The organism is Streptomyces sp. NPDC052236 (genome assembly GCF_044548015.1).
Lineage (GTDB): Bacteria > Actinomycetota > Actinomycetes > Streptomycetales > Streptomycetaceae > Streptomyces.
On sequence record NZ_JBIUBL010000011.1, the window covers coordinates 104,878 to 128,568 of the forward strand.

Annotated in this window: 23 protein-coding genes; 15 read left to right on the plus strand and 8 right to left on the minus strand. The window is 68.4% G+C overall.

The window, feature by feature from the left end:
* Positions 1-2: 2 nt before the first annotated feature.
* From ACIHCQ_RS19910 to ACIHCQ_RS19920, 3 genes are all read right to left on the minus strand, one after another.
* On the minus strand, positions 3-3,398 hold the full coding sequence (locus ACIHCQ_RS19910) for a LamG-like jellyroll fold domain-containing protein (protein WP_399663751.1): 3,396 nt from the start codon (positions 3,396-3,398) through the stop codon (positions 3-5).
* An 81-nt stretch (positions 3,399-3,479) separates the two neighbouring features.
* Positions 3,480-5,540: a tachylectin-related carbohydrate-binding protein gene (locus ACIHCQ_RS19915; protein ID WP_399663753.1), complete on the minus strand. Its 2,061-nt coding sequence runs from the start codon at positions 5,538-5,540 to the stop codon at positions 3,480-3,482.
* Positions 5,541-5,828: 288 nt separating this feature from the next.
* Positions 5,829-6,716 carry a LysR family transcriptional regulator gene (locus ACIHCQ_RS19920; protein WP_399663755.1) on the minus strand — a complete coding sequence of 296 codons (888 nt, stop codon included), beginning with the start codon at positions 6,714-6,716 and terminating at the stop codon, positions 5,829-5,831.
* A gap of 96 nt (positions 6,717-6,812) precedes the next feature.
* On the opposite strand from ACIHCQ_RS19920, the gene ACIHCQ_RS19925 reads away from it, so the two are divergent.
* From ACIHCQ_RS19925 to ACIHCQ_RS19935, 3 genes are all read left to right on the plus strand, one after another.
* Positions 6,813-7,163, plus strand: a complete 351-nt coding sequence (locus ACIHCQ_RS19925; RefSeq protein ID WP_399663757.1) for a DoxX family protein — start codon at positions 6,813-6,815, stop codon at positions 7,161-7,163.
* Positions 7,164-7,253: 90 nt separating this feature from the next.
* Entirely contained in the window at positions 7,254-7,439 is a 186-nt protein-coding gene (locus ACIHCQ_RS19930) for a hypothetical protein (RefSeq protein WP_399663759.1), read from the plus strand.
* A gap of 182 nt (positions 7,440-7,621) precedes the next feature.
* Positions 7,622-8,035, plus strand: coding sequence for a GtrA family protein (locus tag ACIHCQ_RS19935; protein WP_399663761.1), 414 nt, complete (start codon positions 7,622-7,624; stop codon positions 8,033-8,035).
* A gap of 64 nt (positions 8,036-8,099) precedes the next feature.
* Here ACIHCQ_RS19935 and ACIHCQ_RS19940 read toward each other — a convergent pair whose 3' ends face one another.
* The 3 genes from ACIHCQ_RS19940 to ACIHCQ_RS19950 form a co-directional block, all read right to left on the minus strand.
* Positions 8,100-9,143, minus strand: a complete 1,044-nt coding sequence (locus ACIHCQ_RS19940; RefSeq protein WP_399663764.1) for a serine hydrolase domain-containing protein — start codon at positions 9,141-9,143, stop codon at positions 8,100-8,102.
* 316 nt (positions 9,144-9,459) lie between these two features.
* Entirely contained in the window at positions 9,460-10,200 is a 741-nt protein-coding gene (locus ACIHCQ_RS19945; RefSeq protein ID WP_399663766.1) for a transcriptional regulator, read from the minus strand.
* 89 nt (positions 10,201-10,289) lie between these two features.
* The gene (locus ACIHCQ_RS19950; protein WP_399663768.1) at positions 10,290-10,796 is read right to left on the minus strand and encodes a helix-turn-helix domain-containing protein; all 507 of its coding nucleotides are present in this window, start codon (positions 10,794-10,796) and stop codon (positions 10,290-10,292) included.
* Here ACIHCQ_RS19950 and ACIHCQ_RS19955 point away from each other — a divergent pair.
* The 9 genes from ACIHCQ_RS19955 (at position 10,795) to ACIHCQ_RS19995 (ending at position 16,727) form a co-directional block, all read left to right on the plus strand.
* Entirely contained in the window at positions 10,795-11,061 is a 267-nt protein-coding gene (locus ACIHCQ_RS19955) for a hypothetical protein (RefSeq protein ID WP_399663770.1), read from the plus strand. The two genes, ACIHCQ_RS19950 and ACIHCQ_RS19955, sit on opposite strands and share 2 nt — an antisense overlap.
* Positions 11,030-11,560, plus strand: a complete 531-nt coding sequence (locus ACIHCQ_RS19960; RefSeq protein WP_399663772.1) for a DUF6879 family protein — start codon at positions 11,030-11,032, stop codon at positions 11,558-11,560. Before ACIHCQ_RS19955 ends, ACIHCQ_RS19960 begins: the two co-directional genes overlap by 32 nt.
* 28 nt (positions 11,561-11,588) lie before the next feature.
* Positions 11,589-12,437, plus strand: coding sequence for a helix-turn-helix domain-containing protein (locus ACIHCQ_RS19965; RefSeq protein ID WP_399663774.1), 849 nt, complete (start codon positions 11,589-11,591; stop codon positions 12,435-12,437).
* A 195-nt stretch (positions 12,438-12,632) separates the two neighbouring features.
* A complete protein-coding gene (locus tag ACIHCQ_RS19970) occupies positions 12,633-13,199 on the plus strand; it encodes an ATP-binding protein (RefSeq protein ID WP_399663776.1) in 567 nt (188 codons plus the stop codon).
* A gap of 125 nt (positions 13,200-13,324) precedes the next feature.
* A complete protein-coding gene (locus tag ACIHCQ_RS19975; RefSeq protein ID WP_399663778.1) occupies positions 13,325-14,347 on the plus strand; it encodes a radical SAM protein in 1,023 nt (340 codons plus the stop codon).
* Complete coding sequence (locus ACIHCQ_RS19980; RefSeq protein WP_399663780.1) at positions 14,344-14,979, plus strand: dTMP kinase; 636 nt, start codon at positions 14,344-14,346, stop codon at positions 14,977-14,979. Before ACIHCQ_RS19975 ends, ACIHCQ_RS19980 begins: the two co-directional genes overlap by 4 nt.
* Positions 14,972-15,475: a hypothetical protein gene (locus ACIHCQ_RS19985; protein WP_399663782.1), complete on the plus strand. Its 504-nt coding sequence runs from the start codon at positions 14,972-14,974 to the stop codon at positions 15,473-15,475. Before ACIHCQ_RS19980 ends, ACIHCQ_RS19985 begins: the two co-directional genes overlap by 8 nt.
* The gene (locus tag ACIHCQ_RS19990; RefSeq protein ID WP_399663783.1) at positions 15,472-16,266 is read left to right on the plus strand and encodes an STM4013/SEN3800 family hydrolase; all 795 of its coding nucleotides are present in this window, start codon (positions 15,472-15,474) and stop codon (positions 16,264-16,266) included. Before ACIHCQ_RS19985 ends, ACIHCQ_RS19990 begins: the two co-directional genes overlap by 4 nt.
* Positions 16,267-16,313: 47 nt before the next feature.
* Positions 16,314-16,727 carry an NUDIX hydrolase gene (locus ACIHCQ_RS19995; protein WP_399663785.1) on the plus strand — a complete coding sequence of 138 codons (414 nt, stop codon included), beginning with the start codon at positions 16,314-16,316 and terminating at the stop codon, positions 16,725-16,727.
* Between the two features lie 388 nt (positions 16,728-17,115).
* Here ACIHCQ_RS19995 and ACIHCQ_RS20000 read toward each other — a convergent pair whose 3' ends face one another.
* The gene (locus ACIHCQ_RS20000) at positions 17,116-17,328 is read right to left on the minus strand and encodes a DUF397 domain-containing protein (protein ID WP_399663787.1); all 213 of its coding nucleotides are present in this window, start codon (positions 17,326-17,328) and stop codon (positions 17,116-17,118) included.
* Between the two features lie 5 nt (positions 17,329-17,333).
* Complete coding sequence (locus ACIHCQ_RS20005) at positions 17,334-18,212, minus strand: helix-turn-helix domain-containing protein (protein ID WP_399663789.1); 879 nt, start codon at positions 18,210-18,212, stop codon at positions 17,334-17,336.
* 506 nt (positions 18,213-18,718) lie between these two features.
* Between ACIHCQ_RS20005 and ACIHCQ_RS20010 the strand changes: the two genes are divergently transcribed.
* From ACIHCQ_RS20010 to ACIHCQ_RS20020, 3 genes are all read left to right on the plus strand, one after another.
* Positions 18,719-19,210 (plus strand): ATP-binding protein, encoded by a 492-nt coding sequence (locus tag ACIHCQ_RS20010; RefSeq protein ID WP_399663791.1) that lies wholly within the window; start codon positions 18,719-18,721, stop codon positions 19,208-19,210.
* A gap of 232 nt (positions 19,211-19,442) precedes the next feature.
* Complete coding sequence (locus ACIHCQ_RS20015) at positions 19,443-22,076, plus strand: valine--tRNA ligase (RefSeq protein WP_399663793.1); 2,634 nt, start codon at positions 19,443-19,445, stop codon at positions 22,074-22,076.
* A gap of 91 nt (positions 22,077-22,167) precedes the next feature.
* A complete protein-coding gene (locus tag ACIHCQ_RS20020) occupies positions 22,168-23,358 on the plus strand; it encodes an epoxide hydrolase family protein (RefSeq protein WP_399663795.1) in 1,191 nt (396 codons plus the stop codon).
* Positions 23,359-23,691: the final 333 nt, after the last annotated feature.

The following is a 23,691-nucleotide window of genomic DNA, read 5'->3' on the forward strand; positions in this document are numbered from 1 at the left end:
GGTTACATCCGGGCGTAACCCGTCGCCGTCGCCGTCTCGAACGGCAGCCGGACCGTGGTCGCCGTCCCGGTGTCCTGGTTCGTGGAACGCAGCGCGGTGAGCTCCTCCTCACTCAGCGCCCGCCGCACCAGCCGGAACTCGTCCAGGGAGCCCTTGAACCGCTCCACTCCGTCCGGCCGCGCGCCCAAGTGGACGCCGGACACCGTGAAGGTGTCCACAGACGTCACCGAACCGGCCGGAGCCGCGGCGTCGTCCAGCACATTCCCGTCCACCGACAGACTCAGCAGACCGCCGGACCGCTTCAGTACGACGTGGTGCCACGCGCCGTCGCCGAACGCGGACGAAGCGCCCGCGTCGGCCCCGTACAGCGTGGTGGTCGCCGTGTCCGTCTGGAAGAGCGCGGCCAGCCGGTCCTGACCGGGCTGGACCCGCAGCCACAGTTGCCGCTCCGCCGCGCCCACTCCGTACGACCACAGGATCACCTGGGCGGCCGTCGTCGGGCTCGCCGAGTACTTCAGCCAGGTCGCGACGGTGAAGTCGCCGCCGCCCAGCGCCTCGTCGGCGCCGTACGGCAGCTCCACGCCGTCGTCCGTGCCGTCGAGCGGCAGCCCGGCGCCGAACCGGCCGCCGCCCGCCGCGGCCGAGGGCAGCGCCCCGCCCCGTACATAGGCGTGGTTGCAGTGCTCGGAGAAGTCGGGGGTCGCGGGCCCGTTCGCGGGGCGCGCGACCGTGTGGACCTCGGTGTTGCCGGACTCCATGGACCACCACAGGGCGGGCCGGTCGGCCGGATAGCCGCCGGTCGAACCGACCATGGACGCCGCCGCCTTCTGCACCTCGGCGGTCGTCAGGGCACGGTTGTAGAGCCGTACGTCGTCGAGGCGGCCGGTGAGGATGTCGGTGTTGCCGGGCTTGGAGCCGACGCGTACGCCCTCGGGGTTGGCGGCGCCCGTCAGCGAACCGGTCAGCCCGGTCGCGTCCGGGGCCGCGACCCCGTCCACGCTCATGCGCAGCCGGTCACCGGTGCGGCTGACGGAGAGCAGATGCCACGCGCCGTCGCCGTACGCGACCGAGGACTTGGTGTCGGGCAGGGCGATCTGGACAGCGCCCGCGGCGGTCTCGGCCCAGGCGAACAGCCGGTCCTGGGCGGGCTGGGCGCGCACCCACAGGGCGGGCTGCCCGGAGGCGGAGCCGTACGCCCACAGCAGCGCGGAGTTCGCGCTCGACGCGGTCGCCGCGTGCGAGAACCAAAGGGTGTAGGTGAAGTCGCCCGCGCCGACGCCGACGGCGGGTCCGTAGGGCACCTCGATGCCCGGCCGGGTGGCGGAGACATTGATCGCGCCCCTGCCGACGCGGCCCGCCGTCTCGGTGGGCAGCCCGCCGAGCAGCGTGCCGTCGGCGCAGTGGCCCGATACGTCGTCCTCGATGCCGACGCTGGTCAGCGCGGGCACATCGGCGGTGTCGATCACCTGGAAGGGCAGCCGGACGGACAGGGCGGCGTCCGCGTCGGGCGCGCTGTTCGCCATACGCAGCGAGGCGAGCTGAGCATCCGTCAGGGCGGCGCGGTGGACACGGAACTCATCGAGGGAGCCGGAGAAGGAGTCGCTCGTGGTGGCGTCCGGCTTGGTGCCGAGCCGGATACCGTCGACGCCCTGCGCGCGCGGGTCGGTCAGCGAGCCGGTCAGGCCGGTCGCGGTCGCGGGCGTGCCGCCGTCCACGGACAGGCGCAGCTGACCGCCGGAGCGCACCAGCGACAGCTGATGCCAGGCCCCGTCGCCGTACGCCGTCGACGCGCCCGGGTCGGTCAGCGGCAGCTGCACGTTGCCCGCGTCGGTCTCCGCGATGGCGAAGAGCCGGTCCTGGGCGGGCTGGGCGCGGATCCACAGCTGCGGCTTGGCCGTGCCCGATCCGTACGCCCACAGCAGCGCCTGCTGCGGGCTGGCCGTGGTCGCCGTGTACCGGAAGAAGAAGGAGTACGTGACGTCCCCGGCGCCCGGGTCGAGGGAGGGGGTGTAGGGGAGGTCGGCGAAGTCACCGTTCCCGTCCAGGGCCAGTCCCTGCCCGAAGCGGCCGGTGCTGATGGCCGCGTTGCCGCCCAGGTAGGCGTCGTTGGCTTCCGGGCCCGCGTCGGGGGTGGTGCGCCCGGCGGCCGGTGTCGGCTGCGGGTTGGGCGTGCCGGTGGAGGTTCCGGGCACGCCGATCGAGCTGGGCGTGAACCGGTTGAAGTAGAGGTTCGCGGCGGAGAAGGCCTCGCCGCCCTCGTAGAACAGCCCGAGCTGTCCGTCGCCGAGCTCGGCCATGTCGGAGTAGCCCGCGCGCTTGTTGTTGATCTGGCCGGCCGACGCGTCGCGCCAGGTGGTGCCCCGGTCGGTCGAGTAGCGGATGCGCATGTTCTGCCGGTCGGTGGCGTGCGAGGGCGCGGAGAAGAGCAGGGTGTCGCCCGGCTTGGACCGGTACGTCTTCTGGAGCGCGAGCACGGAGCCCTGCACCTGCGGGGTGGTCAGACCGGGGATGATCCGCTGCGCGGGGACGGTGGCCCCGGCGTCGGTGGACACCGCGTGGGAGCGGTGCCCGGCGTCGGTGTTGTTGCGGGCGGCGATGTAGAGGGAGCCGTCGTCGAGTTCGGCGACATGGGGCTCGCCCGGGCTCAGCACGTTCGCCTGGTAGGAGTTCGCGGTCTGGCTGGTCTGCCAGGTGTCGCCGTGGTCGTCGCTGTAGACCAGGCCGACCAGCTGGGTGGTGGCGTTGGGACTCTCGTACGCGCCGACCACCAGCCGTCCCTTGGCGGCGCCGTGCTTCAACTGGATGCCGTGCGCGGGGCCGGTGCCGTACCAGCCGTTGCTGGCGCCGCTGAGCCGGGGCAGGGGCGTGGGCGCGCCGAAGGTGAGGCCGTCGTCCGTACTGCGCTGGATCCAGGGCAGCCGCTTGCCGCCCGGCAGGGCGATGGCGGGCTCCGCGGTGGAGTGCAGGAAGACGTCGCCGGTCTCCTCGTCGGCGACGGGGGCGGCGTTGCCGCGGGTGTACGGGCTCTCGGGGTCGCTCTCGTTGCCGGCGAGGGCGACGCGGACGGGGCTCCAGGTGCGCCCGTCGTTGGTGGACCGGCGGACAACGATGTCGATGGCGCCGCGGTCGGCACAGGAGGGGGACTTGCGGCCCTCGGCGAAGGCCAGCAGGGTGCCGGCCTTGGTGCGTACGAGGGCGGGGATCCGGAAGCAGCCGTAGCCGCCGGTGCCGGAGCGGAAGAGGATCTGCTCGGTGCCGGTGAGGGCGTCGGCGGACTTCTGGATGCCGCCGGCGGCGGCGGGCGGGGCGGCGGTGGCGGTGGCAGTGAGGAGGAGGGCCAGACCGACGAGGGCGGCCCTGACACGACGACGGTTGGGCGGGCGGGGTGTGTGATCCACAGGGCGGTGGCCTTTCTGGGTAGGACGCTGCCCGCCGCCCGGTCGCGGTGGACCGGGCGGCGGACGATGCGGGCTGCGTGATTACGGACGGGGCAGTACGTAACGGGTGAAGACGGGTTCGTCGGCCTGCGCTTCGGTCTGCGCGTCGGTCTGCGCTGTACGCATGGTGCTGAACGACGAGCTCGTGTCGAGCCCGTAGAGGCGGGTCTGGTTGTCGCTGGTGCGGAAGGAGTACGCCCAGGTTGCCCCGGGGGTGTTGGTGTAGGTGAAGGCGGTGGGCTCGGTGGTGGAGGACTCCTGGGAGATCTGCTGCCAGGTGCGCCAGACACCGCTGCCCTGGGTGGTCTCACCGGTGTTGTACATGAAGCCATCGGCGCCGCGGACAATGATCTCGGTGCGCCCGGAGGCCGGCGAGAGCACCGCGCTCGGCGAGCCGCTGACGACCAGCGGCTCGATGGGAGTGGGGTTCCCGGCTTCGTGGGCGGCGCTGTCGAGCTGGGTCCACGCGGGGTACGTGCTGCCTTCGGCGGACTGGGCCGTGGTGTGGACGTTGCCGAGGTTGTCCGTCACGAAGAGCCGCAGGCGGTAGCCGGGGTAGACGACGACCGACGGCGTACCGGTGAAGACCGGCGAGCCCAGCGACGTCCAGGCGGAGAGCGAACCGGTCTCCTTGAACAGGGCGGTGGACAGGGTGCCCGAGGCGTTCTTGCCGAAGAGCTGGACGCCGTCCCGTACGGTCATGGCGGTGAAGGGCCCGGTGAAGCCGGAACCGGCCAGCGGCGTCCACCCCATGAAGTCCACGTTGGCGCGCTGCTGGATGCGGTACCAGGGCTTGCCGCTCGCGTCGGATGCGAACTGCACCATGAGACCGGAGGGCGTCTTCGCGGTCACGGAATGGTGCGTCATCGCGCCGGCCAGATCGATCCAGCCGCCCCAGTCCGCGGCCTGCGGGGCGGTCTGGTTGCGCTGGTAGACGCTGCCGGTGGTGCTGTGCCCGCTGACGACGACACGGCCGTCGGTGTGCTGGGAGAGCGACGGCCGGCCGGTGAAGGCGGCGTCATTGGTCTGGATTCCCGCCCACGAGACGCTGTTGATGTCGTTCGGGTCGGGTATCCGGCCGTGCACCAGCCGGCCGATGTTGTCGGAGTACGCGATCTCCAGCGAACCGGCGGCGGACTGCATGATCGAGGCGCGGCTGAAGTTCTCCAGCGGCACGGAGGGCGCGGCGGGCGTGTGATTCACATCGACCCGGCAGGCGTCGGGCGCCCCGGACACCCCGACGAAACCGGCCCAGCCACTGGCCTCGATCTGCTTGTTGTAGACGGGGAAGTCGCGGGTGTCCTCGTCGTAGCGGTAGTAGACGACCGAGCCGTTGGCCTTGACCCGGAAGAGGGTGTCTCCGCCGAGGGAGGTCATCGTCTTGGTGTCGGTCCAGTCGGCGTGGGAGACCACGACATGGCGCTCGATCCAGCGCTGGGAGGCGTAGTCGAACCGGGAGCGGTAGAGCTTCCCGTCGGCGGAGGCGCGCCCGTAGATCACACCCCGGTCACCGGCGTAGATCGCGGCGTAGCGCTCCCAGCCCATGTCGATGATCTTGCCGCTGCCTGCCACCATCGCGTTGGTGGCGGCGTCGTACTTGTGCCAGCGGATGCTGCCCAGGGTCGCACTGCCGGCGACGTTGTCCACCGTCCAGATGTAGCCGCCGCGGTCGATGGTGATGTCGTCGGCCCTGCCGGAGTTCCGGAACGCGGTGAACCCGGTGGAGATCTTCCGGTGGTGTACGTCCCAGGTGGCGCTGGAGCTGATGCGGTGGCTGTAGTAGAGACCGTCGGCCTTGATTCCGTAGAAGGAGGCGCCGGGACCGGCCATCATGTGCCCGTAGCCGGTCCAGGTGGTGTCGATGGTGCCCCCGGCCGGCAGGGCGGCGCCGGTCAGGGGGTTGGGCATGTCCTGGCGCAGGAGCTTGCCGGCGGAGTCGAGGGTGTAGGTGGCACCGGCGGTGTTGCAGGTGACGGGGGCGGCGGCCTGCGCGGTGCCGGCGGGGAGGGCGACGAGCAGCGGCAGGGCGACGGCGAGGGCGGCGGTGAGTGCGGTACGTCTTGTGCGTGTGCGGGTGTGCGCGCGGAGTGAAGTCGTTGTCATGGCCTGGACGTTAGGGGTCGCCAGGTAAACGGTGCGGTGGAGTTTAAATGAACAGGATCTTCCGGAACCAAACACCTTGATGAACAGTCAGTATGTGTGGTGTGTCGGCAAGTTGCATGAGTAAGGCGGCCTTGAGAGTGGCCATGCGGTGACCGTCACGGCACTGCGCGATGGTGCGCTTGCTGTACGAGGATGCCTGCCGGCGAGCCCCGCTCGGCCACTGTGTTTTTTGGGTATCGGCGCGCGCGGCCTGCCTATACGCGCTCTGCATGGATGAGGCTCCAGCGGTCAGACGTTGTCCAGGCAGCAGCGGACGAAGTCATGGACGATGGGGTTGCCGTCGTCGGCCGGTGCCCAGGCGATGCCCACCTGGCTGGCGCTGACGCCGCTGACGGGCCGGTAGACGACGCCGGGCCGCGAGTAGAAGCGGGCGGCGGATTCGGGCGCGAGGGCGATGCCGTAGCCATTGGCGATCGCGCTGAGCCAGTCGTCGGGCTGGTCGGTGACGGCGCCGATACGGACCGGGTGGCCGTCGCGTTCGTCGGCGGCCAGCCAGTAGTCCCGCCACCAGCCAGATTCGGGAAGGGCTGCCACGAAGGGCTCGTCCCACAGATCCTGGAAGTCGATCACCTCGCGCGAGGCGAGGGGATGTGCCGTGGGGAGCGCGACCCAGCGGGGCTCGGTGAACAGCACCTCCACTCGCAGGGTGTCCTGTCCGGGGAAAGGCAGCCGCAGCAGCGCGGCGTCGACATCTCCGTCGGCGAGTCCGGCAGTCGGGTTGGACCATGGGGCCTGCCGCATGTCGGCCCTCCAGCCCGGCCGACGACGGGCGAACTCCGCGATGATGTGCTGCGTGGCCTCGTTCGCGGCGCTGCCCACGAAGCCGACCCGCAGCACGCGGGCTGATTTGCTGGCCGCGCTCTTGGTTTCCCGCAGCACCTCGTCCCACTCGGCCAGCAGGGCGGGCACCTGTGCCGCCAGGGTCTGGCCCGGTTCGGTGAGGGCCATGCCGGCCTTGGAGCGCGTGAACAACCGCACTCCGAGTTGGGTCTCCAGTTGCTTGATCTGTTTGGTCAGTGCCGGTTGGGATACGAAGAGTCGTTCCGCGGCGCGGGTGAGGCTTCCGTCCTCCGCCACCGCGAGGAAGCTGCGCAACAGCCTGGTGTCGACATCCATGCCATCAGGTTATAGATGCAGGTATTGGACGCCAAGGTAGGGCTCGATGAGGCTTGAGGCAGCCACCGCACTCTCGGCTGATCGAAGGACACGCACATGTTCATCGCTTACGTGGTCGTTACCGTCATCACGATCGCGGCTAATGCGGGGATGGCAATCGCTGACTTCGCAAGGGCCAAGTCTGTCCTCGCCAACTCGGCTGAAGTCGGTCTCCCGCAGTCCTGGATCCCCGCGCTCGCCATGCTGAAAGCGGCCGGAGCCGCCGGGCTCCTACTCGGGCTCTTGGGTGCCCGGTTCATCGGTGTCGCCGCCGCTGTCGGGCTGGTTCTCTTCTTCATCGGCGCCATCGCCGCGCACGTCCGCGCCCGGGTATTCCACAACATCGCCTTTCCTGGGGGCTACCTTGCGCTGGCTGTCGCCTCTCTCGTCCTCGCGGCCGCGCGATGAACCGTGGAGACCGTCGCTTCTGCTCGGCCTGTTCGGGCTGGTGGTATGGCTGGCCGGTTTCCTGGTCATGCTCGCCGTCCAGGCCCTGTTGTGGCTTCGCGCGTCCACTCCCGGTGGCAGCGACGCGTACGCGGCCGTGGCGCGCAGGTGGCCCGACGGGAGCTGGGCGACTCGTACGACGCGTTTCTCGCCGATCTGAGCCGCGAGAAGTTCGCGCTCCTCCGCCCGCCGATCGCATCCAGTGCCGTGCCCGGCCCGCAGGACCTGACTCGGTGAAGCCTGCACCGCATGAAACGCGTCCGGCGGGACCGCCCTCTCCCAGGCCGAGGAGAACCGCAGCCGCGGCCTGTAGCTTCCGCCCGGGTGTGTCACCCTTCTGGTGGCGGTCATCGCACTCGTCGGCGTACAGATGCTGATGCTGGGGAGAAACGGCACGCGCGCGGGGGAGTTCGTACGACATGACGGTCCAGGCCCAGATGGTCAGGTTCGCCCTGGTGGGGTTGGTGAACACCGGGACGTACTACGGCTGCTACCTGACCCTGCTGAACTGGCTGCCGTATGTGGCGGCACATGTCATCGCCTTCGGGCTCAGCATGGTCGGCTCCTTCTTCCTGACCTCGTATTTCACGTACAGGATCCGCCCGACTTGGCGGAAGTTTGTGCTTTTCCCGCTCACCAACGCGACGAACTTCGTGGTCAGCACGAGCGGCGTCTACTTGTTGGTGGACGTGGCGCACTTCAGCAGCCGGTACGCCCCGCTGATCGCGGCGGCGCTGGCCGTCCCGATCACCTTCATCGTCTCCCGCACGATCATGCTCCGCCCGGAACCGGCCGTGCGGGAGCGGGACCCGGAGCGGATCCCGCAGGCGTGAGCCAGAGATGACCGCGGGCGGGCTCGTACTTCGGTGGTGACCGTCCGCCCATCCTGACGGTTGCCTATCCGAAGACCAGTTCGCGGAACGTATCGCGGATCTCGGTCAGTGGCCGGCGGTCGCGGGTGTAGTACAGCTTGTTGGTGAGCAGCAGAGCCCAGCGTCCTTGCCGGGGCGAGATCCACATGCCGGTACCGGTGAAGCCGTAGTGGACCCAGGTGTCGGCGGCCGGTGCGATGCCGGGGGCGGGGTGCCAGAACAGGCCGCGCACGGGCTCCATTCCGCCGGTCTGGACGGTCAGGGATTCCCTGGTCCAGGCGGGCCCGAACCCTGGCCGTGCGGCGGCGGTTGAGGCGTCGAGCATGTGCCGCAGGAAGAGGGCGATGTCGTCCGCCGTGGAGAAGGCACCGGCGATGCCGCACACGCCGCCCAACAGCCGGGCGGAGAAGTCGTGGGCGACGCCCCGGAGGTGGGTGTCGGTGTCCTGGTCGAGTTCGGTCGGGGCACACCGGGCCGCGACCTCGGTGGGCAGCGGCCCGAAGCGGGTGGCGTCCATGCCGAGTGGCTGCCAGGTACGGGCCGTGGCGAGCTGGTCCAGTCTCTGGCCGGAAAGATGTTCGGCGAGGTAGCCGAGGATGAGGGCGGCCCGGTCGGTGTACTCGACCGCCTCACCGGGCGGCCGGTGCAGGACCTCGTGCAGGACACCGTCGCGGATGTCCTGCGGGTCGCTGCCGTAGAGGCTCTTCAGCTGGGCCCGCAACGGTACGCCTGCGGTGTGGGTCAGCAGCTGGCGCGCAGTGGCCCGGCCCACGGGGCGGCCTTCGACCTCCGGCCAGAAGCTGCCGAGGGGGTGGTCGAGGTCGAGCTTTCCCTCTTCCCACAGAGCGCCAACCGAGGACCACACGGCGAGGATCTTGGTGAGGCTGGCGACGTCGAAGACGGTGTCGTACCGCATGCGGAGGTCGGGTTCGTCGGGGTCCAGCACGCCGACCGCTCCGGTGTGGTATGGGCCGGCTGCGTCGCCGACTGCCCACACCGCACCGGGGTAGACCTTGTCGCGAACGCCATCGTCCAGCAGCTGTTCGATGCGGTCGGCGCTGTACGCCATGGGCATCTCCGTATGTCGCCGTGGGTATCCCGCCGCTCAGCGTAGTGATGTCACGGGGGCGGATCCGGCTCCGGCACGGGCGAGAGCGGCGTCTTCGCCCGCGGCCCCGAGGTCGAAGTGGGTCTCCGCGCGGTACCTGGAGCTGCTGCGCCGCTGGGCAAACGATCAATGCCGTCGCAGCGCGTATTCGCTACATCTCCAAGGAACCGGTACCGCGGTGCCGGCCCGGGGACTGGCGGCCAAGCGGCACTGGGCCATCGCGGTCACCTGGCAGACCCAAGCCGCAGGGCCCGCCTTCGGGCGTACGGCGCTACTTCTAGAACATGCCCTGGTGCGCGGGCACCGCGCTGATGCGTTCCGCGAAACGGCGCAGCCCGGGGATCTCCCCGTTGAGAATAAGCAGCTCCGACGTGAGGGAACGGATCTTTGGCCGCCGGGCTTCCTCAGGCGCGTATGACTCCAACGCCCGCAGCGCGGAGAACGCCCGCTCGGGCTCTCCCATGTCCCGCCAAACCCTGGCCACGTCCATGCAAAGCCGTCCTCGACGCTCCGCGTTGGGCAGCTTCATCGGCTCCACCTTCGCGGCGTAGTTCAGCGCCGAGGAGCCCTCGCCGAGAGCGTGATGGACGGAGATGCGGAACACCGTGGTCTGGTCCTGGCCGAAGACTCCGGGGATGTAGAGCCGCTGGCCGGCTGTCTCACGGCGCCGGGCGGTCTCTTCGGCCTCGCCGATGCAGTCCATGGCCTGCCCGCGCCACCCGGCCTGGGCCGCACTGTAACTCGCGGTCAAAAGGAGCGTGCCCCGCATGGCGAGTTCGTCCGGTCGCTGCCCGAGCCGTCCCGCGGCCTCCTGTAGGTGGTCGATGGCGGCCTGGTACTCCCCTGCGCGGCGCATCGTGATGGCCATCGAGTGCGCGGCCTCGCCCATAACTACGGGGTTACCCGTCAGCTCCGCCTGCGCGCGGGCCCGGTCGGCGGCGATCCACGAATACCCCTGATAGTTCTTGATCGCGAGCTGGGCCAGAAGCACGTAGGCGCGGGCCGCGATGCCGTGCATGCCTGACGCGAGGGAGCCCGAGATCAGCGGCGGGAGGGTCGTACCCAGTTCGGCGTAACGCGCTGCGTGGAACAGGGTCCGGGTCTGGCTCAGCGCCGTGGACAGAGACTCACGGGACGCCGGTCGCGCCTCGGGGAGACGGAAGAGGGAGCGTTCAACGAGGTCTTTGGGGTCGTTTGCGGCCGAGGCGGAGCCGGGGAGAGCAGCACTTTGCGGCGGTGCACGTCAGCCCCTTCGAGTCCTACGTCATTCCCGGACAGCCCCAGGACATCACATAACGCGGCGAGCGTCGTGTCATCCGGCCTGACCTTGCCGTTCTCCACCCGCGAGACCCACGATGCGGAGTAGCCCACCGCATCGCCGACGGCCCCTTGAGACATCCTCTTGAGTACGCGTCCACGCCGTAGAACGTCGCCCAACTTCGCCGCCATGCACACAGTGTGCCAATCCACGCACAGAGTTTGCAGGCCCTCGGCGGCACGTGCTGTGCCGCCTTCCGCCGGGCATGCAACGGTCGTGCGCCCTTGACGGCCCCACAGCCCTCGGGGAGCGTCCACGCAAGAGACCGCAACTGACTCGACACGGGAGGCAGTCATGCCACTAGATTTTATCGGGATCGATCCGAACACAGGTGACGAAGGGTCGTCGACAGCGTGGGTGGAGCAGGAGACCGCCGACTTGATCCTCCAGGGAGAGACCGCCGAGGAGGCACTGAGGGCGGTGATCAGCAAGACCCAGTGGGTCCCCGGTCACGCGGCGGGTATCCCTGAGCACGAGACAGTGATCCGCATTCCGGCCCGTATGGTGCCGATTCTCAGAAGGGCGTGCGATGCCGCAGAAGAACGTGCCGAGCTTCGCTGAGCTGCTGGAGCAGACACAGAGGTCAGCCGTCCATCTGGAGATGCGGGACGTCTACGCGGTCGCCAACGAGGCTGCGGTCTTTGAGGCGTTCCAGCGCGGGGAGTGGAGCGAGGCCGAGGAAAAGGTGAACCGCCGCACATGGCTGAACCTCGTCTCGGCCGCTACCGCCCGGGGCGTGGTCATGCGCCGGGCGCGCATCGTCTCCGAGCCGGTGACCGACTACATCCAGTACGAGCACGCCGGCACGCAAATGAACATCGACGCGGGGGAACAGGTGCGCTGGCTGCCGCGCCGTCGCGCCGTTGACATCGCACTGCCCGGCGCCGACTTCTGGCTGTTCGACAACCAGCTCGTCCGATTCAACATCTTCACCGGTGATGGCGACTGGGCGGACCCGCGTGTCGAGATGTACGACGACCCCGCCGTGGCCAAGCTCTGCTCGACGGCGTTCGAGGCGGTGTGGGAACGCGGTATCCCGCACGAGAAGTACACCATCTAGCCCCCAGTCAGCACCGGACAGACAGCCCATGCCCTCCTCTCCCTCCTCCAGCGCCCAAGCGGCCCGTCAAGCCCTCGCCGTGCGCTTGGCGCACCTGCGCAAGGACGCGGGGATCAACGGGCGAGAGCTGTCTGCCCGGTGTGGGTGGCATCCCGCGAAGACCACCCGCATTCAGAAAGGGGAGGCGCCGCCCTCGGATTCGGATATCCGGGCGTGGTGCGAAGCCTGCGGCGCGGAGGACCAGGCGGAGGATCTGATCGCCACGGCGCGCGCCGTCGATTCCATGTACCTCGAGTGGCGGCGGCTCCACCGCAACGGCATGCGCGCTGCCCAGGAACGGTTGATCCCGCAGTACGCGGACACCGCGCTCTGCCGGGTGTACGTCTCCAACGTCATCCCCGGCTTCTTCCAGACTCCCGCGTACGCGACCGCGCTCATGCGCAGTATCACCGGCTTCCAGGGCACTCCCGACGACGTCGCGGAGGCCGTCGCCGCCCGTGTCGCGCGCAGCCGGTTCCTGTACGAGGGCAACCACCGCTTCGTTGTCGTCATGGAGGAGTCGGTGCTGCGGTATCGCCTCGGTGACGCGGGGACGATGACAGGTCAGCTCTCGCACCTGCTCACGGTGATGCCCCTCGCCTCCGTATCGCTGGGCGTCATCCCCTTCACAGCCCAGCGCACCGTGTGGCCGCTGGAGGCGTTCTACCTCTTTGATGACCGCCGAGTGGCCGTGGAGACGCTGACGGCAAAGATCGGCGTGACCCAGCCGCGCGAACTGGCGGACTACGCACGGGCTTTCGTCGAGCTGTCGAAGATGACCGTCTACGGCGACAGTGCGCGGGCCCTCATCACTGACGCCATCGCCGCTCTCCGGTGAATTTCCGCAACTCCTCGCAACTTCGTTGAGGCCGCCTGCGGCTGCTCCCTAACGTAATGGCACCGCCCACGGATCCGGTTCGCAGGCTTGGGGTTCGCAGGCTTGGGGTTCGGAGCGGCACCTGATTGGCGGTAGGTCCCTGCGTCCCCCGTCGGGATCTGCCGCCCTCCAATCCCAGCCCGAGGAGCAGTCCTCATGACCCGCCGTGCTCGAACTCTCGTCCCCGGAGATCCCTCCGCCGTCGCCTTCGCCCGAGACCGCGTCATAACGCAGGTCCGTGCGTGGGGCGTGCCGCTGGACAAGGAGAAGCAGTACGCGGTCAAGCTGGTGGTTTCTGAACTAGTCACCAACGCCATCCTGCACGCTGAAGGATTCATCAGCGTCGGCCTCTATTTGAACGAGGAACGTCTGCTCGTCGTTGTCCACGACAGCAACCCCACCCTGCCACGACACCGACGCCCCACCACCGACGACGAGACCGGCCGTGGCCTGGCCCTCGTCGGCCACTTCGCCACCCGCAGCGGCTGGGAGCCCACCGCCGGAGGGAAGCGCGTATGGGCGGAGTTCGCGGTACCCGCGCCCTTCCCGGCCGTACGCGGGGAAATCCTGCGCCGGCGTATGAAGACGACCAGCCACCGCGCGTACATCACTGCCCGCCCCCTTCGCCCCAGTGGTTGGACTGTCGAGTCCCGTGAGCTTGACGTCACCCTCCTGGCGAGGGTCCGGGCGGGCCTTCGAAGGAACGACCTCGTCCCCGTGTAGCCCGCAGAGTTCCGCCCGGAACAGCCCTGGACAGGTCGAGCCGGGTGGAGCGGCGCCGGGAGCTTCCCCCGAGGCACCCGGCGTCACCCACTGCACCACTCGGATCGATCGAGAGGAGCACCGCCATGACTGTCCCAAGTCCGCTCGTCATCACCGATGTTGACTGGACCGCGTTACGGAACTTCGCGACGCTGCGGGGGCAACTTCGGGTGTCACTGACCCCGCGCTGCAACCTCAAGTGCTGGTTCTGCCACAACGAGGGCGATGTCCCACCGCCCTTCACGCACATGAACCGCGAGGCCCAACCACGTTCCCGTGAACTGGTTGCCGACGATTACGTGACCGCCATGGGCTCGCTGATCCAGGCGGGGCTGAAGCGGGTCTACTTCACCGGAGGCGAGCCACTCGCCTCCCCGTTGGCGCGGCCCGTACTCACGCGTCTGCCCGCCCACGCCCCGGACGTGTCGTACACGCTGATCACCAACGGGACGTTGGTGCGCGCACATCAGGAGTGGCTTGCCACCACGGCGCTGGACAAGGTCAAAGTCTCGCTCCACTACATCTCGGACGAGTCACTTCAGGCCATCGCCCACACCCGCGTCGGCATCGACGCCGTCCTGGACGGGATCGAAGCCGCTCGGGAGATCTTTGAGCGGGTCGAGCTGAACACGCTCCTCCAACGCGAGAACGAGCACGAGATCCTGCCCATCCTCGACTTCGCCCTCGAACGCCGCCTCCCAGTGCAGTTCATCGAGTTGGTCGACACCGATTTCAACATCGGCCGCCAGTCCTCGGCTGTTTCCGCGCAGGGACTGATCGAGCACCTGCGGACCTTGACCCGGGAAGAGCACGTTGAGGTCGCGGGCGTTGGTCAAGGCCGACGTGTATTCCGTATTGACGGCGTCGAGATTGACGTCATCCACCGCGACCTGGGGAGGCATCACGTTGGCCAGTGCGGCACGTGCCCGGTGCGCGCGAAGTGCATCGAGGGCTTCTGGGCTCTTCGCCTGGACCACGCCGGTGGCGTCCAGCCGTGCCTGCTCCGCGACGACCTGCGACTGGACATCCTGCCGCTACGTACGGATCCCGAGGCGCTGGCGGCAGCCGTCGCCGCTCACATCACCTCATTCACGGAGGGGACCCTGTGACCCTGCTGCGCCGCCCATACGCTCCTGCCGAAGAGCCGATCGAGGGGCGGTTCTATGTCCTGGAAGGTGTCTCGGGGATCGGCAAATCCACGCTCGCTACCCTGCTTGCCGAGTGGCTGGGTGCCGCGACGCTCCATACCCTCCCGGAGCCGCTCACCTCGCTGTCCACGGACGTCAACAGCGCCCTTCGGCCGCTGCCGCAGTTCGCGTTCTACCTCTCCGGCCTGCTCCACGCCTCTGATCTTGTCCGGGCGGGGCTTCGGGGCGGTCCCGTCGTGGCCGACCGGTACATGTCCTCCGTCGTCGCCTGCCACGCCGCCGCCAATGGCGTCGCCCTGGACCAGGCGAGGGGCCTGCTTGAGCCGTTCACGCCCTATCTCATACGTCCCCACCGGACGTTCTACCTGCGCGCCTCGGAAGGAGCACTGCGGGACCGGCTCGCGCGCAAGTCGGACGTGAAGCAGGACGACACCGACCTGTTCGGCGTCCCGGGCCGCCTCGCCGGCCTGCTGGCCAATTTCGAAGCCGTGGCGGCGACCGATCCCAGCGCCGTGGTTCTCGACACCGACGACCTCGGTCCCAAAGAGCTGACCGCGTACATCATCAAGTCCCTGGAGACCGACGATGCTTAACTCCATCGACACGGCCGCCGTCATCCGCGACGGCGGCGCGGTCGGGCAGTTCCCCGGCGAGATCCACGAAGGCGTCGCGTGGTGGATCGCGGCTTGCCTCGTCGTCACCACCAAGGCGTCCCGCATCGCTGTCGCCCACGACGGCCATAACACCAGCGTCGGGTTCTACGACCGCCTGTGCCGGGGAGCCGGGAACGCCCAGCACTACGCATGCCGCGTCACGGACGTCGGTGTCGCCGACCAAGACGAATTGCTGGCCGCCATGAAGGATCTGGGCTCCGTGCCTGGCATCCGGGTCACCACCACGGCAGCCCCCGAAGGGGAAACGGTCCACATCGCCGTCTACGACGACCAGGGCTTCCCCCTGACGGAGGACGCGGGACTCGCCATGATCCGGCGCCTGATCGCCGAGGACCGCGTCCCCATCCCTGTCAATGCCCAGGCGAAGGGCTACGTGGAGCCGTACAAGGTGATCGCGGAAGAAGCCGCGCAATGATCGACGCGGCGGAGATCGTCCGGACCGGGACCAGCATTCTTTTCGTCACCCTCGATTCGCTGCGCTACGACGTCGCACGCGCCACGCTGCACGCCGGACAGACACCCCGCCTTGCCGAGCTGCTGCCCAGCGGTCAGTGGGAGGAGCGCCGCACACCCGGCACCTTCACTCTGCCCGCCCACATGGCGTTCTTCTCCGGCTTCCTGCCCAAGCTCCCGCAGCCGCAGCAGCCGCCAAGGTTGTGGGAATGCAGGCCGCCCGCGTTCAAGGACGTCGACCCAGGCACCTTCGTATTCGACGCTCCGAACCTGCTCTCCGGCCTGGACCAGCATGGCTACCGCACCGTGTGCGTCGGTGGCGTCACCTACTTCTCCCGCGAAACGCCGCTGGGCTCGGTCCTGCCGGAGATGTTCCACGAAGACCACTGGCGGCCGGAGTTCTGCTCACCCGAGGTGGACTCCACCCGCCACCAGGTCGACCAGGCCCTGACCATCGCCGAGACGTACGAGAGCCGCCGGCCGCTGTTCCTGTTCGTCAATGTCTCGGCGACCCACGTACCCCACGGTCACTACCTCGGCGCCAGCGAGGACTCCTGGAACTCCCAAAGCGCGGCCTTGGCCTACGCGGACGAACACCTGGGAAGGCTGATCGACGGACTCGCCGCAAGACAACGCTGGCTCGTGATCATGTGCGCCGACCACGGAGACGCCTTCGGCGAGGACGGATACTACGGGCGCGGGATCGCACACCCCACGGTCATGAACGTGCCGTTTGCCACCATGGTCGTCTAACGGCGCTACGCTCGCGGCCCATGGATGACGCCCCAGATCGTGGGCCGATGCGTGACGCCTCCGTCGTAGTGGCACGAGACGAGCGATCGCGCATCGCGCTACTGACCGCACTCTTTCCCCGCCATGGCGGGGAGTACCTGTTTCTGCCAGGAGGCCGTCAAGAAGACGGCGAAACCCCTGAAGAGTGCGCACGCCGCGAGCTGCGTGAGGAGGCCGGAGTTACCGCTGATCACTGGCGGCCTCTTGGCTCGTACGCGATCACGCTGAACACCACCGCCCGCGTGCACCTCTTCCTGGCCGAGGGACTAACGTGCGGTCCCCAGCAACTCACGCCCACGGAGGAGGACTTCAAGCTCATGTGGTGGCCGCTGAACGAAGCCATCACGGCGGCCACGGAGGGGCGGTTCCTGCTCCAGGGCGGCCCACTCGCTCTGCTCCTCGCCGAACGGACACTCCAGTAGGGCGGCAGACACCGCAGGCGCTGAGGACCTACCGCACGGACAAGTCGAGTCCGTGCGGCTGGCCTTGGATAATGCCGCTCATGCCTTTCCTGGTCACTCCCGCGATATCTGTTGGCGCTCTGGCCGCATCCGACCAGCCGCCTCTGCTGGTCGGATGCGGCCAACAGCGTGCCAAGGGCTTTGGTCAGTTCGACACGCTTCTTGATGCCCTTAGGTCGTCATCGCAGTCGCGATGGCAGCCCCCCGATCACCTCCACCGTCTCCCGCATGATCACGCTCTGCCCGGAACCCGCTGTACCGGCTCGGGAGCCGGAGCGGGTCCCGCAGGCGTGAGCCGGGGATGACTGAGGGGGCGGCCTCGTGGCCGACCCCCTCGCCGTAGGTGGAATCAGCCGGTGGGCCGACTGTCCTGGATGGAGCTGAGGAATCCGCTCCAAGCGGGGGTCGATACGGCGACGACGGGGCTGCCGGCCAGTTTGGAGTCACGGACACCGACTTGGTCGCGCAGGTGCGCCACCTCAACGCAGTTGCCTCCCTGGTCGTTGCTGTAGCTGGAGGTGAACCAGTCGGCGCTGGTCAGCTCGGCGGCCGAGATGTACATGTGGATCAGAACTCCTTGATGGCGTTGTGGATCATGCTGAGGGATTCGGAATGGCCGGAAGCCATGGCCTGGAGGTCGCTGAATGCCTCCTCGTACCGGTCGATGTCATCCTCTCGCCGGGTCACGCCCGCGGAGGCGAGGTTCTCCAGGTAGACGATCGGCTTCAACGGCTCCCGGAACCGCAGGACCGCGAACGGGCCGTTCATACCGGGATGGGCACCAGCCTCGAATGGGACGACTTGGATCCTGAAGTGCTGTAGGTCGGCGGCCAGCTCCGCGATGTGCTCCAGTTGCGCCCGCATCACCTGGGCGCTGCCCACTCGGCGGCGCAACACGGATTCGTTGACGATCGCGCTCAGCTTCAGTGGTGCGCGCGCCCGGCGCAGGACCTCCTGCCGCGTCATGCGGACTTCAACGAGACGGTCGATCTCCGCCGAGCCGAGCCCGGCGTGGGCACGCTGGTGAATGGCTCGAACATACGCGTTGGTCTGCAACAGCCCAGGGACGAACTCCGACTCATAGGTGTGGAGTTGAGTCGCGATCGCTTCAAGACTCAAGAAGGCCTTGAAGCCAGGCGGAATCACCGGTCGGTACAGCGCGGACTGCCACCAGTCCTTCTTCGTCTTCGTGACGACTGCGTAGCCCTCAAGGACGGCGCGATCCTCCGGCGCGGCGCTGTAGATGTCGCACAGTGCGATGACGTCGGATGGCTCAACTACGCCGTTGTCACCGGTTTCCAGGCGGGTCAACTTGGAGGGAGCCCATAGGAGACGGCGGGCCACTTCGGCAGCCGTCAGCCCCTTGTCGGTGCGCAGCCGCCGTAGGGCGACGCCCAGTTGGAGTCGGCAGAGAGCTGGGGTCGCGGACTCGATGGCCTCGTTCAATGGTTCCTCCTCGGACGCTGGTTTCAGTGTTCCGGCGAACGTTGCAGCCTGGCAACGCATCGTGCGCAGACGCACGGAAGCTTCTGGCCTTGCTTCAACTTGCACGGCACGAACGGAAGTTCCCTCACGGAATCAGTCTCGCAGAATTCTGCTAAATGAGTTCCGTCAGTGGAATTTCGCTGGCATGCTGACTCCAGGTGATCGTCCGGTTCCGCCCTGTTGAGGAGCCGGGCAACCGATCGAGTGGAGTGCGCCATGCCGATGTCAGCTCATGACGAACAGACCTCACCGGCTCGCGTGGCAGACGTCCGAGCCACGGACCACGCGGGAGCGGGGACGACCGCTGCCGTGTGGATACGGCTACAGGGCAAGGCGTGTGCGGGCTGCGGCTCCACCGCGCAGCTCCGTCCAGGCGGGTTCGCGTACGTCGTCGTGCGCGGCAGTCGGCTCGGCTACGCCGTCCAGGTTTGTTCGAGCTGTCCGGTGCAGTACGGAGGGGATAGCGCGTGAGTCTCACCAACAGCGCAGAGAACTGGCTGGTCGAAACCGAGCCCTCAGGCGAGCGCAGGAAGGTGGCCCGCTTCCGTCTGCTGCAGGTGGCGTTCGTGCGGGAAGAGTGCGTCGTGCCGGAGGTACGTCAGCGTGGCACCGTCTGCCTCCAGCGCTGGGGACTGGCGGAGGGGCTCATTGAGGCGGCCGGTCTGGTGATCAGCGAGTTCGTCACCAACGCCATCTCCCACTCGCGTAGCGATGCGCTGGGGTTGCACCTCTTGTACATGGGCGCCGAGGTGCGGATCGAGGTGATCGACTGCTCCCCATCGGGTCGGCCACTGCGCAGGCAGCCTGACTTACTGGACGAGGGTGGGCGTGGGCTGTGGCGTGTGGACGCCTTTGTCGCTGAGCACGGCGGCGACTGGGGCGTCAGCGATGATGCGACGGTCACGTGGTGCACCCTGGCGGGTCAGGCTGAGGGGGAGACCGGCGACGGGCGGCCGTAAGCCGATACAGCCTTATAGTGTCCGCTCCGCGCTCGCGGAGGTACACCGACAGTCGTGATCGACCAAGTCCACGCGTACGAGTCCGCTCCGCGCTCGCGGAGGTTTCCAAACACCGAGCGGGCCAGTCCTGTGTCGGCGGGGTCCCGCAACCCGGAACCCCGTCACCCCCCGGCCGTGCCGCCGCACGGAAACCAGGCGAGAGCAGTACTACCGGCCGCCTAGAATGTCCGTCGTGACCGACAACACTCCACAGAGCCCCGACCACGGGCCCACGCGTAATCCTGAGCTGCCGACCCAGTACGCGCCGGCCGATGTAGAGGGACCCCTGTACGAGCGTTGGGTAGAGCGCGGCTACTTCGAGGCGGACGCGAAGAGCGAGAAGCCCCCGTACACCATCGTCATCCCGCCCCCGAACGTCACCGGCTCCCTGCACCTCGGGCACGCCTTCGAGCACACCCTGATCGATGCCCTCACCCGCCGTAAGCGGATGCAGGGATACGAGACGCTGTGGCAGCCCGGCATGGACCACGCCGGTATCGCCACCCAGAACGTCGTCGAGCGCGAGCTCGCCAAGGAGGGCAAGTCCCGCCACGACCTCGGGCGCGAGGCGTTCGTGGAGCGCGTCTGGCAGTGGAAGGCCGAGTCCGGTGGGCAGATCGCCGGGCAGATGCGGCGGCTCGGCGACGGTGTCGCCTGGAGCCGGGACCGGTTCACCATGGACGAGGGGCTGTCCAGGGCCGTCCAGACCGTCTTCAAGCGGATGTTCGATGACGGGCTGATCTACCAGGCCGAGCGGATCATCAACTGGTGTCCCCGCTGTCTGACCGCCATCTCCGACATCGAGGTGGACTACCAGGATGACGACGGCGAGCTCGTCTCGATCAAGTACGGCGAGGGCGACGACACCCTCGTCGTCGCCACCACCCGCGCCGAGACGATGCTCGGTGACACCGCCGTCGCCGTCCACCCCGACGACGAGCGGTACGCGCACCTGGTCGGCAAGCGGATCAAGCTGCCGCTGACCGGCCGTACGATCCCGGTCGTCGCCGACACGCACGTCGACCCGGAGTTCGGCACCGGCGCGGTCAAGGTGACCCCCGCCCACGACCCCAACGACTTCGCGATCGGCCAGCGCCACGGCCTTGAGTCGCTGACCGTCATGGACGAACGCGGCGTGATCACGGCGCACGGGCCGTTCCAGGGTCTTGACCGCTTCGAAGCGCGGTCCGCGATCGTCGGGGCGCTGCGTGCCGACGGGCGGATCGTCGCTGAGAAGCGTCCGTACGTCCACTCCGTCGGCCACTGCTCGCGCTGCCGGACGACGCTTGAGCCGCGCCTGTCGCTCCAGTGGTGGGTCAAGGTCGAGACGCTCGCCCAGGCCGCCGGCGACGCGGTCCGCGACGGCCGGGTCAACATCCACCCGGCCGACATGTCGCAGCGCTACTTCGACTGGGTCGACGACCTGCGCGACTGGTGCATCTCGCGCCAGCTCTGGTGGGGCCACCGGATTCCCGTCTGGCACGGCCCGAACGGCGAGACCGTGTGCGTCGGGCCCGACGAGCAGCCGCCCACCAGTGAGGGCTGGAGCCAGGACCCGGACGTCCTCGACACCTGGTTCTCGTCCGGGCTGTGGCCGTTCTCGACCCTGGGCTGGCCGGAGCAGACCAAGGATCTGGAGAAGTTCTATCCGACCTCCGTCCTTGTCACCGGCTACGACCTGATGTTCTTCTGGGTCGCCCGGATGATGATGTTCGGTCTGTACGCGATGGACGGGCAGCCGCCGTTCCGCACCATCGCGTTCCACGGCATGGTCCGTGACGAGTTCGGCAAGAAGATGTCCAAGTCGTCCGGCAATACGGTCGACCCGCTGCTCTGGATGGACGCGTACGGCTCCGACGCCGTTCGCTTCACGCTGGCCAAGGGCGCCAACCCGGGCACTGATGTGCCGATCGGCGAGGACTGGGTCCAGGCGTCCCGTAACTTCGCCAACAAGATCTGGAACGCGACGCGCTTCGCGCTCATGAACGGCGCGACCGTCGAGGGTGAGCTGCCGCCCGTCGAGCAGATGTCGGCGGCCGACCGGTGGATCCTGTCGCGTCTCAACAAGGTCGTCGCCGAGACCGACGCGTACTACGAGGACTACCAGTTCGCGAAGCTCGCCGACTCCCTCTACCACTTCGCGTGGGACGAGGTCTTCGACTGGTACGTCGAGCTGTCCAAGACCACGTACTTCGCGGGCGGCGAGCAGGCGAAGGTCTCCGCCCGGGTCCTCGGTGAGGTCCTGGATGTACTGCTGCGGGTGCTCCACCCGATCGTTCCGTTCGTCACGGACACGCTGTGGACGACGCTGACCGGTGGCGAGTCGCTGGTCATCGCCGACTGGCCGAAGGACAGCGGCTTCCGCGACGAGGCCGCCGAGCAGGAGATCGGGCTGGTCCGGCAGGTCGTCACGGAGGTCCGGCGGTTCCGTTCCGATCAGGGGCTTCAGCCCGGCCAGAAGGTCCCGGCCCGGCTGGACCTGTCCGGTACGGCGCTCGCGCCGCACGAGGCCGCCATCCGGCAGGTGCTGCGGCTCCAGCCGGAGGGCGAGGGCTTCAGCGCCACGGCGACGCTCCCGGTCGCGGGGGCCACGGTCGCCCTCGACCTGTCGGGGACCATCGATGTCGCCGCGGAGCGCAAGCGCCTGGCGAAGGACCTGGCCGCGGCGGAGAAGGAAGGCCAGCAGGCCCACGCCAAGCTGGGCAACGAGGCGTTCCTCGCCAAGGCCCCGGACAATGTGGTCGACAAGATCCGCGGGCGTCTGGCCAAGTCCGAGAAGGACGTCGAGCGCCTCCGGGCCCAGCTGGACAACCTCCCGCCGGCCTAGGCAATGACAGAAAGGGCGGTCCGGACCCGAGTGGTCTGGGCCGCTTTTTCAACCTTGCATAGTACGTACGACCGATCGTACGTTTACTTTTGTGACCGAAGACGCTGACCCGAGCATCCGCCCCTTCTGTATCGACATCCCCCAGAGCGAACTGGACGACCTCCACCAGCGCCTCGACCGCACCCGCTGGCCCGATGAACTGCCCGGTGTGGGCTGGGCGTACGGCATACCGCTCGGCTATCTGAAAGAGCTCGCGCACTACTGGCGGCACGAGTACGACTGGCGCGCCGCGGAGGCCGAGCTGAACCGGTGGCCGCAGTCCATCACCACCATCGACCGCGCGAATATCCACTTCGCGCACCTTCGCTCGCCCGAACCGGACGCGACCCCGCTGCTCATGACGCACGGCTGGCCCGGCTCGATCGTCGAGTTCGCGCGCGTCGCCGGCCCGCTGACCGACCCCCGGGCCCACGGCGGCGATCCCGCCGACGCGTTCCACCTCGTACTGCCGAGCATCCCCGGATTCGGGCTGTCCGGGCCCACCAGGGAGACGGGCTGGGAGTTCAAGCGGGTGACCGCCGCGTTCGGTGAGCTGATGGAGCGCCTTGGCTATCCGCGGTACGGGGTGCAGGGCGGCGACTGGGGCGCGGTCATCTCCCGGGAGCTCGGCCGCACCCGGCCCGACCGGGTCATCGGCGTACACCTGAATCTCCTCCCGAACGCCTTCCAGCCGCACGAGCCCGGCGCGGACGAGCTCGCCGCGCTGAGCCCGGTCGAACGCGAGCGCACGCTGGCCTCCTGGGAACGCTTCCGGGCGTGGAGCCGTGACCGTCAGGGTTACGCCGACATCCAGGCCACCCGGCCGCAGACGCTGGCGTACGGACTGACCGACTCGCCGGTGGGGCAGCTGGCCTGGATCGCCGAGAAGTTCAAGGAGTGGACGGACTCCGAGGACCGCCCGGAGGATGCCGTCGACCGTGACCAGCTGCTCACCAACGTGATGCTGTACTGGCTGACCGGTACGGCGGGCTCGTCCGCCCGCATCTACTACGAGCGCGCCCACGCGGACTACTGGGGCACTCCGCCGGAGCCTTCGGCAACTCCGACCGCACTGGCCGATTTCCCGCACGACAACTTCATTCCGCTGCGGCACATCGCGGACCGGACGAACAACATCGTGCGGTGGACGCGGTACGACCGGGGCGGGCACTTCCCGGCCATGGAGCAGCCGGACCTGCTGGTCGGTGACGTACGTGCCTTCTTCCGGCAGCAGAGGAAATGATCAGGCAGAATTGATCATGTGCACGTCGGGATCGCGGGCCGTCGCGCCTGCCCCGCGAGTTGAATGCCACGTAAACCCCTGCTGTCCAGCTGCCAAATACCGTTCCTCTCACGTCACTTGAGGCCCTCCAGTCCCGGAAGCCGCTCCAAGTGGGCAGTTTCCATGGGCCGCACGGCAACTGCGCGCAACCACGCGGATACGCGCGAGCGTCGTGATCACGGCGCGGTAACGGCCAAATGAATGGTCTCCACCAGCAGTCGACATGGTCATCACAAGCGGCCAGGCTCCTGCTTGCTCATTCGCTTACGTCCAGTGGGGGGACCGCCCGGTGTA